Genomic DNA, 16,413 nt, shown 5'->3' with positions numbered 1-16,413 from the left:
TCAGTTGTCAGAGGATCTTGCAATGGGCGAATTTGTTTCAGTGGATGTGTTTGCGAATACCATAGCGATACTCGGTGCTTTGGGTTTTTTCTTTTTGGGATATCAAGCTTTGCAGATGTTGAAAAAATAAAGTATGGCAATTGTCAGAGGGAACATCTCATTTTTGCAAAAAGCATTTTTATACAGTGCTGTCCCCTCTCGCGTGCTATGTATAGTACGCGAGTTCTTAAGATCCCACTACAAATGCGATCGCACAGATGCACCCATCGTCAGGTGAGTGAGGTACGGATTGGTAATGGGTAATATGCGATCGATCGTGAGTGATGGGTGATGGGTAATGAGTGATTGGCTGGCGAGTACCTCCCTTGATTGACAATCGCTATATCAGTCAATTGAGAATTCGGCAAATCGTTGTAGAGAAATACAGTTAAATGCTTCTCTGGTGGGCATCGAACCCGCCACAAAATAGCAATTTAAATCTCAAATCGACTGACCTAATTACAACTAAAAACTGCCTGCTGTGAAACTGTTTCTTGCGAAAATCAACCAAAAAAAGGCTGCGTTATTATCATGGTGAGCCAACTTTTAGATGGACGCTATCAAGTCATTGAAGTCATAGAAACAGGAGAATTTGGGCAAACCTATCTGGCCAAAGATACTCGTCGCCCCGGTGAACCGCAGTGCTTTGTCAAGCACCTGCGTCCCGGTACCAGCGAGCCCAAATTAATTAATACTACGCGCCGTCTTTTCCAAAAAGAAGCAGAAGTTCTAGAAAAGCTCGGTCAACACGACCAAATCCCTCAGCTATTCGCTTATTTTGAAGAAAATGAAGAATTTTTCTTAGTAGAATCCTTTATTGCCGGTCACTCGCTATCCACAGAGATTGTCCCGGGAAAGCCGGTTCCCGAAGAAAAAATTATTCCTTTGTTGAAGGAACTATTAGAAATTTTAGTGTTTGTACACGGACAGGGAGTAATTCACCGAGATATTAAACCAGCAAATTTAATCCGTCGCTATGCAGACAACAAGTTAGTTTTGATTGACTTTGGCTCGGTGAAAGAAATTCACATCGCTCAAAGACAAGCACCGGTAACTGTGCGGATTGGGACGCTGGAATATATGCCGATCGAGCAATTTCAATACAACCCGCAGCTTAACAGCGATATCTACGCCTTGGGAATGATTGGCATCCAAGCTATGACGGGTTTGCCGGCTTACGATTTGCCGAAACTGCGGGATTTGAAAAATTCTAATCGAGGCGAAATTGTTTGGCGCCATTTAACCTCCTGCTCCCAAGCCCTAGCCGATGTTTTGGACAATATGGTGCGCTACGATTTTCGGGAGCGCTACCAGTCGGCGGCGGAGGCTTTGGCCGATTTGCGGAAAATTGGCGATCGATCGCGCACGCGGGTACCCAAACTCACAATCTATCGCGAAGAAGTCGATCGGCGCAGCAGCAGTCGCGGTGACATTACAGTCGTCGGTCGCAGAATATTAGAAGAATTGCGCGTCAGTTTGGAATTGCAACCAGAAGAAGCAGAGGCGATCGAAGATGAGGTATTGAACCCTTACCGCAAATACAGGGAAAAAGGCGAACGCTACGAACAATCGCTGCAAGAAACCATGCAGCAAGAATATCCTTTTTCTGCAAACACTCGCGAGGAATTAAAACGGTTGCAGCAAGTTTTAGGGCTTACCGACGAAGATGCGGCCAGAATCGAAGAATTAGTCGTTCCTAAATCTTTATTCGGTAAATTGTACAAGGCGATCGCGATCGTGTTGGAAGGACACCGCAACCCCAACGCCATTGTGCCCCCAGCCAGCAGCACTCTTCCACTGGGAGTGCAGGCAATTCCGGCGGCATCCCCAGAGGTAAATTTGAACGGAAAAGGGAGTTTATCCATCGCCCCAGACAGCACCAGCGCCTCAGCAATTGTCCCCAAAGAACCTCGCAAAATCAATCCTTATATCGCCGGAGCAACGATTGCAGCCCTCTTAACTGCGATCGGCGGAATTTACGGATACCTCAAATGGCAAGAAAGACAGCAGCAAGTGCAGCAAGAAACCCAACAATTCAATCAAATCGAAGCTTTTTATCAAGAAAGCAATTATGAAGGCTGCATCAGCCAAATCCCAATAATTGCCAAAACTTCCAGCACCTATACCTCCGCCCAAAACTTACAACAAAAGTGCCAAGCAGGTCTCCAATGGAAAAACGCCAAAGTCAAAAACTTCGCCCAGCATTCAGATGCAGTTGGATCTGTTGCTTTTAGTCCAGACGGCTTAATGTTAGCCAGCGGTTCCAAAGACAAAACCATCCAAATTTGGGATTTAGCCACAGGCAAATCGATCCGCACTTTCCCAGGAGATTCATCCACCGTTTGGTCGGTTGCTTTCGATGCAAAAGGTACGAAACTAGCCACAGGAACAGGTTTTTGGAGAGTCATGTTGTGGGATTTAAAAACAGGTCAAGCTACTCGCAGTCTCGATCATAGTGCCTCTGTTTGGTCAGTCGCTATCAGCCCCGACGGACAGCTCGTTGCTAGCGCCAGCGGAGACAAAACCACCAAAATTTCCGATGCCACAACGGGCAATTTGCTCCAGAATTTACCAGATCACACAGATTTTGTTTATTCTGTTGCTTTCACTCCCGATGGCAAAAATTTAGTTAGCGCTTCTAAGGATAAAAAAATCACAATTGTCGATGTAGCAACAGGGAGGTTGCTCAAAACTATTGAAGGACACGGCGACGCGGTGAGGTCTGTGGCAGTTAGCCCGGACGGAAAGACAATTGTTAGCGGCTCCTACGATGAAAGCATTAAAATCTGGAATCTCGAAAGTGGAGATTTAATTCGCTCGATCAAGGGACATTCTGACGATATTGTTTCGGTTGCTATCAGCCCGGACGGGAAATTTATCGCCAGCGGCAGCAAGGATAAAACCATTAAAATTTGGGACTTTGATACCGGAGAATTGCTGAATACTTTGACGGGACATACCGATGAGGTTTATGTAGTGACTTTTAGTCCCGATGGCAAAACTATTGCTAGCGGCTCTAAAGACAATACTATTAAGTTGTGGCTGAGATAATAGACTTGAATTGCAAAAATCGGAAAACACCCTGAAATTATCTGCGTTTATCTGTGTTTATCTGTTTGACATCTGCGGTTTATAGTCTGATTTGTAGTAGGGTGCGTCAGCCAATTCTGGTTCCTCACCTGAAAATTAGGCTACTCGCTGACGCACCCTACAATATCGACTAAGCAGAGCGGTTTTATTGTCGTCAGACAAATTAGGTACGTAGTTGCGCTTGGGCGATCTTTGCTAATATTATAAAGAGCGCCCAAGCGCAACTACGTACCTTGGCCAGCGCTTTCAATTAATTGCAGTAGTTTAACTCTTTTTCTAAGGATTTGGCAAAGTGCCAAGCAGGAGTTTCTATTGTGTCCTCAGTGGGATAAATTTCACTTAAATCCTCTCGACTTTGGAAAAAGTAGTAGAGGTTAGCCACAGTTAAATCGGATATTTCTTGCCAGTTCGAGACCGCTAAAGCTGGATAGCCAGTTGCGATCGCCTGCTGGCACACATAAAACTCGTATCCCCCGCGCAGTTCCGGCTTCAGGGCGAAGGCTAGCTGGTCGCGCAAGGATAGAAAGTGAGACTTTTGCTTTAAACTTTGATAAAGTGAAGGTTCCGCAGTTAATACCGCGAATGTCGTGTGGATGCTGCTTTTTATATGATGGTCGCCGCTGAGTTTATCTAAACTAGCTAACTGGTGCTGCTCTTTGGGAGACAAAGTTTGCATCCAATCTACCTCGTTTTGCCAAAATTCTATTACACTTAGATCGTGACCGAGAATCCTGGTAACTTCTGGAAATAAAAAATCTAGTTCAGATTCCGATTGACATCCTTTCACAACAGTGAGAAGATCGTGACGAATTTTTGATTGAAGTTTGAGCAGGCGATCGCTCACTAGATCGTAAGCCCGCTGCAACTGAAACGTGATGCCCAGCGCCAGCTCGATCGCCCAAACACATTCCATTTGCCGGAGCTTTCCGGCAGAACACAGCCCCTCCAACAAACCGGGACGATCGTAAATTTTTAAAGCCTCAAACAGCATATCTCGCCCGTTATTAATCTCCGAATTCCGCAGCTTGAGATCCGGCACTGTCAGGGCTGACTGGCAGCGTTTAATAGCTTTAGAAAAAATATCGTAACCGTTAACCAGTTGCTGGCGGTGCCTTTGAAAATTAGAGTCATGAGCCACCTTAAAAATCTGCTGAATTACCTCTACTCCCTTATCTTTGAGGATATGCCTGAGATCGATAAACCCGTCTTTAATTTTGAGCTTCTGGTGTTTTGCCTCATCTCTGATTTTTAATACTTGTTCGAGGTTTACTGCTGACAAAACTGTACTCGATACAGCCCCAATACCAATGACGGCAGCAGTCGCTTGCATCACTGCCAAATTAATTTTGAGACAGTTAAGCATTCTGTATATTTTCTGAAACCCCTGGTGACTTTGAGCAAGCTGCAAGGGCGCGACTGTCACGTACACGGGAGCTATCAGCGGCTGTACGGGCCCGCCTCCGCCTAAGTGTGAGAGCAATCCTAGAACTCCGCGATCGCATAGAGTTGTCGTTGTTGATTGATAAAATATTTTGGCAATCTCCACAAACTCCCCTGTCACCGGATCTCTAGCTGCGGGGAGCAATTTTCCAGTTGTGGTGGCAGGCTGTACGAGGTTGCCAGTATTGAGCCTAACCTGAGTTGTAGGGGTGAATACATAATCCATGTTGTGACACCAGTTTAAAACAAGAATGCAACTGTAGGCCCGCGCTCCAAACCCTGATAGTTATCAGTCATTCCCATTCCCAATTCTAAAATCTAAAATCTAAAATCTAAAATGGTCTGACTCAGTTTGCATTCCAAAAGGGAGATGTTCTGTATTGTATGCTATTTAGGGAAAGGAGGGATGAAACGAAATGAATGAGTATCTCAAGGTATTCCAGGCTATTACCCAGTTTAGCGATCGATTGCTCGCAGATGAATATCAATCCGTGGAGATTAAACAGTCAGCTACCCACCTCAGTCTAGACGTGGAACCTTGTATTCAGGAAATCAAGCAATCAGCCCTCAGACTCAAGGCGTTAGCTCACGTATGTTTCAAAGATGTATCTCAGGCTGAGGATGTCTGGAATAGCAAGCCGAGAATTGCTAAAGCATCTGCTGTTGATGTCTGGGAGCAAATTGGCGAACTAAGCGGATGCGACGTGAGAATTCGCAGTTTGGGAAAACAAGGCAAATATGATGCTATTGTTAAAGTTCGCAAATCGTGGAGCGACAAAGCTACAAAGTTAAAAAATAAGTGGTTTTTGTGGGATCAAAACCAGCAAGTGTTTAAAAAAGATTCTATCGGTTTTTATGACAAAGATAATTTGTACAAAGAATTGCGAAATGAAGTAGACTACCAAGGCGAACGAGTAATTTTAATTGTGGAGAATGAACTCAATTCTATCTTTAAAGAATTACAATCTATTGATATAGAAAAAGTTGAATATTGTATAGAATGCTTCGATTTCAAGAGTCAATCGAAATTTAGAGAGCGACTGCAATCAATAGGCGGCGAGATTGTATCGAAGTTTACGGAACCTCTGAGATATTTGCCGGAGTCTTATATGAAGACTTTTAAAGAAACTCTGAGAGATCCTGTAGAAACTCTGGTTCATAAAAGTAAAATGGGAATCAGCTTGAGCGATTTTGAAGAGTCTTGTAAAGTGATTAGCTCAATCCTGGATGATTTAATTTTAGCAATTTTTGAGGAGCGCATGAAACTGGGAATTCAAACAGTTGAAAAAGCGATTATGTTCTACAATAATTTTTTAGAGAAGCAGGCGCGGTACCAACTAGAGACAGCCCAACAGCGCGCGGCGGAAAAGGATTGGATTGAATACCAGCGGCAGCAACTCAGGGAAGTCGAGCAGTATATTGAATCAGTCATTAGTCATTAGTCATGGGGCATGGGGCATGGGGCATGGGGCATGGGGCATGGGGCATGGGGCATGGGGCATTGGGCATTGGGCATTGGGCATTGGGCATTGGGCATTGGTAATTGGTAATTGGTAATTGGTAATTGGTAATTGGTGTTTTAACTATAGAACCCATTTGAGATCTGATCTATTTTGCGTAAATCTGAGAAACCGGGTTTCTCTCTATATTTCTCGTCATCCAACCCAAAAACTCGTAGAAACCCGGTTTCTCGACATGAGCGTAAATCTCAGCAACGGGTTTCTCTCTATATTTCTCGTCACCCAACCGAAAAACTTAAAGATGTCAAATGGGTTCTATAGTGCGAGTTTCCCGATCGCCAGGAGAGTACGGTGTCGAGCTTCGCGATCGCTATGGAGGAGGCGAGCGGGGACGCTCGCACTGCTCTCGGACAATTATTATTCCGATGCAAACGGAAGGATGTAACTAATGACTAATGTCTGCTGAATCCACGCAAAGATAGATACAAGCCACCCAATTAAGTCATAGACCTAAAAAAGTTTAGACTTGAGTTCAATCTCCCAGTAAATGCTGTGGAGTTAATCTAAAATCTCAGCTCTAAACTCTAAAATCTAACATCTCAAATCAAAAACCTAACATCGATTGACCGCTGAGTTCGTAAACGATCGCACCCAAAGACGCCAAACTAGCCAAAATCAGCATCCCAGCGGGCATAAACTTGCGAGTTTTGACCAGCCGTACAATAAAAACTACTACTAAAACAGCGGAAATTGCTGCTGCTAATGTTAAACCCCAAGTTTGTCCCATGAGTTGTGCGGTGCCGGCAAAAATTAGCAGCGAACCGCTAACGAGGCCGGAAATGAGCGAGGCTTGGCTTTTGGCTTTGATGTAACCCATGATGCCGCCAATTAGTGTCAAAACGCCGTAGCCGATCGCCGCTGCTGTACCTAAATTCATTTTTAATTCCCCAATTTTCACTCTTTGCATCTCAATTTATACAGCGAGACCTGCAATTCCGGTCACAAATTGTTAGAAAATTTATTAAACCCAGTCCAGATATCTAACTGTTATACAATTGGCATTATGTCAGCCCTAACTTCTAGTGCGATCGCCCAAATCCGTTACCTCCAACGCCAAGCAGCATCCCTGTTGCTATATCAATCAGTTCTCCAAACCCGCGCAGGTCAAGCTTTTCTCGACTTGCTGCAAGCTCTCCACCACAGCGAACTCAGCGGTGTAGAGTGTCAGGTAGCTTACGGTAACTGGTTCAAAATTCAAGCTGCTCAAAATTTGAGCTGGAAAGATTCCCTGATTTTGCAAATTCTCAAAGACGAAAATCCATTTTCTCGCCAAGCTCAGCAAACAGATTTTGCGAGTTTGTCGCCCGCTTTAGTCGAAGCAGCCAGACATGATTTACAAGTGCTGCAAAATATTTATGACTGCACCAGCGAGCAGTTGAGTAAGTGGGTGCGAGTAGCGGGTCAACTTGACTCAGTTCCTCCCATTTGGTATTGCGAAAATGTACTAGAAAACGCCGAAAAGCCACTGCACGGAAAACTAGAAAAATGGTCTAGCGCTGCGGAATCTTTGGCAGAATATTACCGACAGTTTGGCACGGGTTTGTTTGCAGAGTATCGTGCTTTTGGGTGGAAGTCCGGGCAGTTAGCGAGTATTCCGCATCCCGATCGCATAAATTTGAAAGAGTTGGTTTGCTGCGATTGGCAGCGGGATGCTCTGGTGAAAAATACAGAGTTTTTGCTGGCTGGTTATCCGGCTTTGCACGTCTTGCTGTACGGAAGTCGCGGCTCGGGTAAGTCTTCGTTGGTGAAGTCGCTGTTAAATGAATTTGGATCTCGCAATTTGCGATTGATTGAAGTATCTAAATCGGATTTGCAAGATTTAGCGCTAATTGTGGAGAAGTTGCGGGGAGTTCCTCAAAAGTTTATTGTTTTTGTAGACGACCTTTCATTTGAGGAAGATGATGATGCTTTTAAATCCTTGAAAGTTGTTTTAGAAGGAAATGTCACCGCCCGGCCTCAAAATGTAGTTGTTTACGCCACATCTAATCGCAGGCATTTAATTCGAGAGTTTTTTGATGACAGGCCTCGCCCTCGCGACGGTGATGAAGTTCACGCTTGGGATACCGTGCAGGAAAAACTCTCATTTAGCGATCGCTTTGGCTTGACTTTAACTTTTGAACCTGCGGATCAAAACACTTATTTAACAATTGTCCGACATCTCGCCGAACGAGCTGGCATCAAGCTCGCTGTTGAGGATTTGGAACACCGCGCTAAGGAATGGGCAACTCGCCGCAACGGGCGCTCTGGAAGGACTGCGCGGCAGTTTGTTGATTTTCTGAAAGCTGATTTAGCTTTGTTTGACAAGTAGATTGTCTGCGCCCTTAGAGCGAGTTTTACCAGAAAAAATTGGTTTAAAGCCTCTCCCTTTTATGGAGAAATTAAAATCAGACGATTCATATCTATTCCGGTTGCACCGTCAGGTGATGTTGACTGTTAACTGTTGACTGTTTAAACAATACCGATGCAACCGGAAACGATATCATTGAGTCATTAGCGCGAGCGTCCCCGCTCGCGAACGTTATTAGTCATTAGTCGCTCAACTGTCAACTGTCAACTGTCAACCGTCAACCGTCAACTGACAACTGTCAACTGTCAACTGTCAACTGTCAACTGTCACCCGCCCTTACAGCGCCGAAGGAAAAAATTAAAAATCTTAATTTTTTCATAATTTTAGTAATAATAAATAATTCAGCAGATTTGATATAATTGTTGAAATCCCCAGCCAAGGAAGCTTCCAAAGCCAGAGCCCATAGGGACTCCGTGAATCCACTACTAAAGAATGAGGAAAGTATTATGGGTTTATTTGACAAAGTATCGCAGACTCGCCAACAAACTGATGTCACGTTAGGGCCTGCCGAAGCATTTGCGGCGATCGCGCTAATTGCCGTAGCAGCCGACGGTTACATCAATGACAGCGAAAGTAAAGCGATTAGCATGACACTATCTCGGATGCAACTTTTCCGCAGCTATCCAGATGATGTGATGCGAAAAATGCTCGATCGGCTGCTGAACATTCTGCAACGGCAAGGAGTTCAGGTACTGTTTAATGCGGCTTTGGCAACACTTCCCGACGAACTTAAAGAAACAGTTTTTGCTGTGACAACTGATATTGCTTTAGCAGATGGCGAGGTTTCAGAAGAAGAAGAACAACTTTTGAACGATCTTTACTGTGCATTGGATCTTTCCGAAGAAATTGCCCTCAAGATTATAGACGTGATGTTGATTAAAAACAAAGGTTAAGAAAGCAGGGGCAGGGGCAGGAGTGAGGAGGGTGAGTTTGAGAAGATCAAAAATTAGCGCCTGCTTAGTTAGGCGATCGCTGCTGCAAAAGTGCTGGTTTACCGATATGATGGTTGTTCAACAGTTGACAGTTGACAGTTGACAGTTGACAGTTGGAGAGCGACCTCTATCTAGAAGCCTGAGTATTGGAGTAATGAATAGCCCGATCTTAACTTCTCCCTCAAAGGGTTCTGGCTTTCAACCAATTCTTTCTGGTAAAATTCAGCTTTAATTTGCGATCGCCCGCGACTACCTCAAATGCCTTTTACTTACACCCGCACTGTGCGCTTTCAAGATACCGATGCTGCTGGAGTCGTTTACTTTGCAAACGTTTTGGCGATGTGCCACGAAGCTTACGAGGCATCTCTAGCAGCATCAGGAGTCAATCTCAGAGCATTTTTTGGCGATCGAGAGGTTGCATTTCCGATAATTCATGCTAGTGTAGATTTTTATCGTCCACTATTTGCGGGCGATCGGCTGACGATTCAATTGACGCCCACACAAGTTGCAGGCGATGAATTTGAAATTGCCTATCAAGTATTTTCAGGGGAAGTTGCAGGCAGAAGCTGGGCTAAAGCTCTGACTAAGCACGTCTGCATCGATGCAGTTAGCAGAACCAAAAAACAGCTATCTGAAGACTTAATGCAGTGGATGAGGCAATTTGAGAGTTGAGATTTTAGATAACTTCAATATTTAAATAATAGCAGGGAATGACAGTCAAATTTCTGTTTAGTTTAAAATTTCTTCTGACTTATTTATATTAAGTAGTTCCACTTAATTAAACGTAAATACAGATGACTTAAAAACCAGCTCTATAAGAAGCATTCTTCCTTCTTCCGACTTCCCTCTTCCTGATGACTGATAACGTTCGCGAGCTATAGCCTTTCTCAAAGAGATGAGGTATAACTGACAGCCTCTATAACCCTGAAAATAAGAGGGCTGAAGCCCAACTACATACCTCACCTTTCCGAGAAAGGCTATATACGAGCTCGCGCTACTGACTACTGACTACTGACTACTGACTACTGACTACTGACTACTGACTACTGACTTCTTCCTTCTTCCTTCTTCCTTCTTCTTATGACAAATCGCAATTATGCCATAGTCGGCACGGGAGCTTTAGGCGGATTCTACGGTGCTAGACTGCAAAAAGCTGGTTTAGAAGTCAATTTTTTGCTGCGGAGCGATTACGAGCGCGTCAAAAAACATGGTTTGATTGTCGAGTCTCCCGAAGGCGACTTCACCCTCCCGCAAGTCCGCGCCTACCGCGACGCGCACAAAATGCCTAAGTGCGACGTAGTAATTGTCGCGTTGAAAACAACTCAAAATCACTTGTTGCCAAAACTTTTGCCTCCTCTATTAAAGGATAACGGCGCGGTTTTAGTATTGCAAAACGGACTGAATACCGAACCGGAAGTAGCTAAAATTGTCGGTGCAGAACGAGTGGTGGGCGGGCTGTGCTTTCTCTGTTCTTATAAAGTCAGCCCCGGTCATATCTGCCACCTAGATTACGGTACGATCACGCTAGGCGAATATGCCAAAGACTACAAAGCCATCGGTATTACTGATAGATTGCACCATATTGCTAGGGATTTTAAACGCGCTCACATTCCGATTAAAATGAGCGAAGATTTGCTATTGTCTAGGTGGAAAAAGCTGGTTTGGAATATTCCTTATAACGGGCTCTCTGTGGTTTTGAATGCGAGAACCGACGAACTGATGGCGAATCCGAATACTCTGATTTTAGTTGAGCAAATCATGAGGGAAGTGGTAGCAGGGGCCAAAAGTTGCGATCGCATTATTCCCGATGATTTTATCCCGCATATGCTGGAATACACTCATAAAATGAAGCCTTACCGCACCAGCATGAAAATCGATTACGATGAATCGCGTCCTCTGGAGGTTGAGGCAATTTTTGGCAATCCCATGCGGGTAGCCCAAAAAGCAGGTATTAAGTTGCCACAAATAGAGGTACTTTACCAAATGTTGAAGTTTGTGGATGTTCAAAGGCAAGAAGCTGAGAAGACGAGAAGGCTGTTAGGTGTGGATTAATTGGGAATTGGGAATTGGGAATTGGGCATTGGGCATTGGGAATTGGGAATTGGGCATTGGGCATTGGGCGGGTTTTTGAGATTTCTCACTTGTGTTGTAAATATTGATGAACCCGCCCTACGGAAATTACTGTCAAATTCGGTTAATACTATTGATTCGCCAGAGATGACACCGCAATTTCTTGTAATTGTTCTCGATTGAGTTTGCCTTGAGCATTTCGAGGCATTTCTTCGACGACAACCCAATTTTTTGGTCGCTTAAATTTACTCAACTTATCTTCTATTGCTGCTTGCAAGTTTTTGACAGTAACTTCGGAATTAGCGGGAACGCAAACAGCCGTAACGACTTGCCCCCAATCTTTGTCTGGTAAGCCAATTATAGCAACATCTGCCACTAAATTGGTATTCTTAATGGCGGCTTCGACTTGGGCAGGAAATACATTTTCTCCGCCCGTGATAATCTTGTCGCTACTACGTCCGATGATATTTAAGCAGTTATTTTTATCAAAAAATCCTAAGTCATCTAGTTGGAAATATGGGCGATCGCCAAATCGTTCAGGATAATAGCCCAAGGCTAAAGATTTAGCATCAACCGCAATGTTGCCAATTTGATTGTAGCACAAAATCTCGCCACTAGCACTGCGGATAGTTATTTTTGCGTGGGGTAAAGCTTGACCAGAAGTGTTATTTCCCGCGAGAAAATCTTCGGGTTTGAGTGTAGCGATTTGCGATGCAGTTTCTGTCATGCCGTAAGTCGGCGCTAATTTGATTTGATTCTTTCTAGCTGTGGCTAAAAGTTCGGGCCAAGCGGGAGCACCGCCTAAAAGTACGGCACGAAACTGGGATAGCCAATTAGTTGTATCTGGGTTTTGCAGCAGCCGTTGCAGTTGAGTTGGTACTAAAGAAATGAAAAATTCTTCGGGTTCGACATCGGATTTTTCGCCTGCTTCTAGTGTTTTGAATGATGCAATTGCCAGTTTTCCCCCGGTTGTGAACGATCGCATAAATTGCATGAGACCGCTGACGTGGTATAATGGTAATACGCAGAATGAGTTAATTTTGTCAAGGTTAAAATATTGTTGAAAACCTTGGACTGAGGCTGTGAGGGTTTCCCAAGTGTGGATGGCAAAACGGATTTTTCCCGAGGAACCTCCGGTAGGAATCATTATTGTAGCTAATTCGTCTATTTCGGGTGAAGGTAATTCTCGTGAATGATGGAATTCCGGCGAATGATTGAGTCCCGGCGAATGATGGAATCCCGGCGAATGATTGAATTCGGGTGAATGATGGAATCCCGGCGAATGGAATTCGCGGCTATACAAACGAAGTCCGCCTCCGCGGACTGGGAGAGGGGGAAATGTGTTTTTAAGATTAGTATTTTGTCCCCAAATTAGTTCGGGTTGGACTAAATCAAAGACTTGTTCCCATTCTTCTTTTACCCAGTTGGGATTGCAGAGAAAAATTTGGCATTTGGCGGTGCGGGCGGCGATGAAACTGGCAAGAAATTGCAGGGGTTTTGGTTCGGCTAGGCAAATTTTTAGGGGTGTTTCTCCTGTTTGATTTTGGGTGATTTGTTGCAATTTCCGATCGACAATTCGAGCAAATTCGCCGCTGTCACCACCGATTAGCCAATTGTCGGGGAAGTCAAAGGGAAGATTCAGAGTATTTACTGTGAGATTTGTTACCATAGATGCTGTAACCAGGTGTCTTGATTGTCGTCGAACCAGCTATCGGTACCGAAGCCTAGGGCTCTATTATTTACAGATAAGTTTGTTGCTAAGTTTAAGGCGGCTTGTCTGCCGATTTTGGTTTCAAATACTGATGAGAAAACTGCGTCTATATTGTGAGTTTGACAAAATTTGCGGAGTTGGGATGGGGAACCGCCAATCGCAGGTTTGATGACGAAAATTCCCCGCCAGCCTTGGTTGTAGCATTCTTGGATGCGATCGAGATTGGCTGCGGATTCGTCTAGGGCGATCGCCGTTGTATAAGTAGCATTCAATCGTACCATTTCTGGGAACTGTGCGATCGCCAGCGGCTGTTCCAAAAATTCAATCTGGGCGGCCAAGTCGGGTGTTGCTGTCACGCTATCGCAAGCTTCCAGCCATTTTTCAGCCTGGGAGTAGGTGAGTCCCCCATTAGCATCTAAGCGCAAAAGTGCTGTTTGGCGATCGGCTAAATCATCCATTGCTGCGATTAGCTGCTGAAAAATCGTTAATTCTTCCTCAATTACAGCAACGCCAATTTTCCATTTAAACGTGCGATATCCCTCCAACCAAAGCATTGGTAAAACCTGCAAAGCTGTTTCACCTGCGGGTAATAAACCGCTACACTGATTTTTCGGAATTTTGTCTTGACGAGGCGTATTTTCGATTGCTTGGCCCAGATTTTCCCAAGCTGACTCAAAGCCAAATTGACAGGCTGGTAATTCAGCGGAAATACTGAAGATTATTTCCTCTGAAATATTAGCAGGTAACTGTTGACAAAAATCTAATGCTTGGTCAAAAGTTTCCGAACCAAACCAACTCAGCGGGGCAATTTCTCCCCAGCCAATGCTACCATTTTCGTCAATAAGCCGCAGGATGATTCCTTCTCGCATATCCCAGATGCCGTGACTTGTTTGTAGCGGGCGCTTAAATTTTCGCTGATAGGTGCGAAACTCAAATTTATATAGCATTTGTTTTTTAGTCGATTGTCACCAAGGCCAAAGAAACCGGGTTTTTTACCTAATTTGTCGGTAACAACGAATGATTTTCGTAAAAAACCCGGTTTCTGACTACCCGTTAATCATCACTAAGGCCAAAGAAACCGGGTTTTTTACCTAATTTGTCGGTAACAACGAATGATTTTCGCAAAAAACCCGGTTTCTGACTACCCGTTAATCATAAAATTGTCTCACAACTGATGCAAAGTCATCAATATTTTCAAAATGGATATTGTGACCAGCGTTTGGTATAATCTTGAGAGTAGCAGCCGGACACAAGCTGGCAATTTCTGCATTGATACGTTGAAATTTATCATCATCTTCTCCCGCTAGCAAGAGAATGGGGATTTGATTTTGGGCGAGTTTTTCCCACAGAGAGGGCTGGTGGCCAGTTCCCATGTTGCGGAGGGATTTTGCTAATTCTAAGGGATTGTTTGCTAAACGGCTTTCTATGAGTTTCTCGAATTTGGGGGATTTTTTTAATGATTTGAATAAAGGGCGGTCGTACCAGTTTAAGATAAAATCTTTGATGTTGCTATTTTCGAGGTTTTGTGCTGTTTGTGAATCGGCTTGCCGTCTGTGCGATCGATCTTTTTCCGTCTTCAATCCCGGGGAGGCTGACTCTAGCACTACTTTCTCGAATCTGTCTGGAAAATGCAGTGTCATATACAGTGCCAATCGCCCGCCCATTGAATAGCCCAACAACAAACATTTGTCTATTTGTAAATCATCTAATAAGTGGATCAATGCTTGGGCTGTATTTGACATATTGTAGCAACTTTCGTCGCCGATGACTCTGGTTTGTCCGTGACCGGGAAGGTCAACTGCTAGACAACAATAACTTTGAGATAGTAAGAAAATGACGCTGTTAAAGTCTTGACTGTCGCCCGTGAATCCGTGGAGTAATAAAATTAGTGGCTGATTTTTGTTCCCAGTTAAAGAATAGTGAAATTGATATTTTTTAGATTTGTTCATCTACACCATTAAGCTCCTATTTTTATTACAATATCATTACTAGGTTGTCAGGTATCAATCCAGTATATTCTATTGCCACCGATTTTCCATTCCTTAATGAAAGCTTACTATAAATTTCATCGCGTTCTATTGCATGGGCTAAAACTTCACCTCGAATCACGCTTAATTCTTCATCTAATTCAGGATTGACGATGAGTACCCACTCATCAGGATACAGACTAAAGATTTCTTCTAGGGTGAGGATTGGGCTAGTTTCTACTGGCGTACTCATGATTTTCTTCTCGTTGTTTTCGATTCAATATCAAACTGTTTGTAGTAAGGACTTTAGTCCTTATTGACTAAAATCTTGCAGATAGGACTAAAGTCCTGACTACGAACCATAGTTCTATTTTACCGAAATTCTCGATAATCGCCCAAACTACAGCACAAACCCCAGCGCTAGCAGCAAACCGCTCGTAAAATGCAGCGCCACTGCGATAAACTTAGAGTTGCTGACCTTTGCGGGTTGGTCGTGATAGTTTGCGACATGGCGGCAAAGGTCGATCGCAAAAAACAAACTTCCAAAAATCAACAGCGTCCAAATTGGGAACATTCGCAGCGCCACAAACAGCACAGTCAAAGCATAAACGCTGCCGCACAACCACTGCAACAACTGCACACCTTTTTTCGTACCAATTCGGACAATCGGCGATTTTTTACCCGCCGCCAAATCGTCCTCAACTTGATGGAAGTGAGAACAAAATAAGATGATACTCGTAGTAATTCCCACTATTGCCGAACCTGCGAAATTAGTAGCAGACCAAGTTTGATTTTGACTGTAATAAGCAGCAGCTAAAGCTAGCGGCCCGAAGGTAAAAAAGCAAATAATTTCGCCTAAACCCTGATAGCCCAAACGAAACGGCGGCCCTTGATAAGTGTAGCCGAGGGCGCAGCACAAAACTACTAGCAAAATTACTGTTGGGTCTTTTTGCCACCAGGAAATACCGCAGATTCCCGACACTCCGATTGCTAAAAATAGATTGGCAAGCCAGAAAATTAAAGCTTTATTTCCGGTTAAGTTTACCAAGGAATGTGCTTTATTTTTGTCTATCCCTGTTTCCGAGTCAAATACATCATTGGTGAGATTCAGCCATGCTATAATTAAAATGGCTGAAATTAAAAATGTCGAAAAAATTGACGCATTAATCGTTTGAGTTTCGGCAAAAGCAATTGCAGTTCCTACTGAAATAGGAATAACAGCAACGCTGTACATGGGCGGCTTGATTGCCGCCAGCCACAATTTACTATTTGAACGCTCAATTATCTTTGTTGTCAT

General features: G+C 43.9%; 14 protein-coding genes. 6 read left to right on the top strand and 8 right to left on the bottom strand.

Annotated features, from left to right (window positions below):
- Positions 1-226: 226 nt before the first annotated feature.
- On the bottom strand, positions 227-376 hold the full coding sequence (locus JGK22_RS07410; RefSeq protein ID WP_293182331.1) for a hypothetical protein: 150 nt from the start codon (positions 374-376) through the stop codon (positions 227-229).
- A gap of 194 nt (positions 377-570) precedes the next feature.
- Here JGK22_RS07410 and JGK22_RS07405 point away from each other — a divergent pair, with 194 nt between their 5' ends.
- The gene (locus tag JGK22_RS07405; RefSeq protein WP_293205460.1) at positions 571-3,090 is read left to right on the top strand and encodes a serine/threonine-protein kinase; all 2,520 of its coding nucleotides are present in this window, start codon (positions 571-573) and stop codon (positions 3,088-3,090) included.
- Positions 3,091-3,379: 289 nt separating this feature from the next.
- Here the strand turns inward: JGK22_RS07405 and JGK22_RS07400 are convergent, their stop codons facing one another.
- Entirely contained in the window at positions 3,380-4,795 is a 1,416-nt protein-coding gene (locus JGK22_RS07400; RefSeq protein ID WP_293205462.1) for a hypothetical protein, read from the bottom strand.
- Positions 4,796-4,985: 190 nt separating this feature from the next.
- Between JGK22_RS07400 and JGK22_RS07395 the strand changes: the two genes are divergently transcribed.
- Positions 4,986-6,011 carry a hypothetical protein gene (locus tag JGK22_RS07395; protein WP_293182325.1) on the top strand — a complete coding sequence of 342 codons (1,026 nt, stop codon included), beginning with the start codon at positions 4,986-4,988 and terminating at the stop codon, positions 6,009-6,011.
- Between the two features lie 622 nt (positions 6,012-6,633).
- Here the strand turns inward: JGK22_RS07395 and JGK22_RS07390 are convergent.
- A complete protein-coding gene (locus tag JGK22_RS07390; RefSeq protein ID WP_366025225.1) occupies positions 6,634-6,987 on the bottom strand; it encodes a TMEM14 family protein in 354 nt (117 codons plus the stop codon).
- Positions 6,988-7,092: 105 nt separating this feature from the next.
- On the opposite strand from JGK22_RS07390, the gene JGK22_RS07385 reads away from it, so the two are divergent.
- From JGK22_RS07385 to JGK22_RS07370, 4 genes are all read left to right on the top strand, one after another.
- A complete protein-coding gene (locus JGK22_RS07385) occupies positions 7,093-8,397 on the top strand; it encodes an ATP-binding protein (protein WP_293197668.1) in 1,305 nt (434 codons plus the stop codon).
- Positions 8,398-8,882: 485 nt separating this feature from the next.
- Positions 8,883-9,329, top strand: a complete 447-nt coding sequence (locus JGK22_RS07380) for a tellurite resistance TerB family protein (RefSeq protein WP_293182342.1) — start codon at positions 8,883-8,885, stop codon at positions 9,327-9,329.
- Positions 9,330-9,626: 297 nt separating this feature from the next.
- The gene (locus tag JGK22_RS07375) at positions 9,627-10,040 is read left to right on the top strand and encodes a thioesterase family protein (RefSeq protein ID WP_293193227.1); all 414 of its coding nucleotides are present in this window, start codon (positions 9,627-9,629) and stop codon (positions 10,038-10,040) included.
- Between the two features lie 408 nt (positions 10,041-10,448).
- Positions 10,449-11,420: a putative 2-dehydropantoate 2-reductase gene (locus tag JGK22_RS07370; RefSeq protein ID WP_293182315.1), complete on the top strand. Its 972-nt coding sequence runs from the start codon at positions 10,449-10,451 to the stop codon at positions 11,418-11,420.
- Positions 11,421-11,568: 148 nt separating this feature from the next.
- Here JGK22_RS07370 and JGK22_RS07365 read toward each other — a convergent pair whose 3' ends face one another.
- From JGK22_RS07365 to menA, 5 genes are all read right to left on the bottom strand, one after another.
- Positions 11,569-13,107 (bottom strand): 2-succinylbenzoate--CoA ligase, encoded by a 1,539-nt coding sequence (locus JGK22_RS07365; protein ID WP_293217439.1) that lies wholly within the window; start codon positions 13,105-13,107, stop codon positions 11,569-11,571.
- Positions 13,101-14,096 carry an o-succinylbenzoate synthase gene (locus JGK22_RS07360; RefSeq protein ID WP_293212267.1) on the bottom strand — a complete coding sequence of 332 codons (996 nt, stop codon included), beginning with the start codon at positions 14,094-14,096 and terminating at the stop codon, positions 13,101-13,103. The genes JGK22_RS07365 and JGK22_RS07360 overlap by 7 nt, the downstream gene beginning before the upstream one ends.
- Before the next feature lie 201 nt (positions 14,097-14,297).
- Complete coding sequence (gene menH, locus JGK22_RS07355; RefSeq protein WP_293205468.1) at positions 14,298-15,098, bottom strand: 2-succinyl-6-hydroxy-2,4-cyclohexadiene-1-carboxylate synthase; 801 nt, start codon at positions 15,096-15,098, stop codon at positions 14,298-14,300.
- A 25-nt stretch (positions 15,099-15,123) separates the two neighbouring features.
- Positions 15,124-15,369 carry a hypothetical protein gene (locus JGK22_RS07350; RefSeq protein ID WP_293205470.1) on the bottom strand — a complete coding sequence of 82 codons (246 nt, stop codon included), beginning with the start codon at positions 15,367-15,369 and terminating at the stop codon, positions 15,124-15,126.
- A 147-nt stretch (positions 15,370-15,516) separates the two neighbouring features.
- Complete coding sequence (gene menA / locus JGK22_RS07345) at positions 15,517-16,413, bottom strand: 2-carboxy-1,4-naphthoquinone phytyltransferase (RefSeq protein ID WP_293197660.1); 897 nt, start codon at positions 16,411-16,413, stop codon at positions 15,517-15,519.

The organism is Microcoleus sp. PH2017_08_TRC_O_A, assembly GCF_020738665.1.
In the GTDB taxonomy this organism is placed as follows: domain Bacteria; phylum Cyanobacteriota; class Cyanobacteriia; order Cyanobacteriales; family Microcoleaceae; genus Microcoleus.
This window is presented reverse-complemented; position numbering and strand designations above follow the sequence as displayed.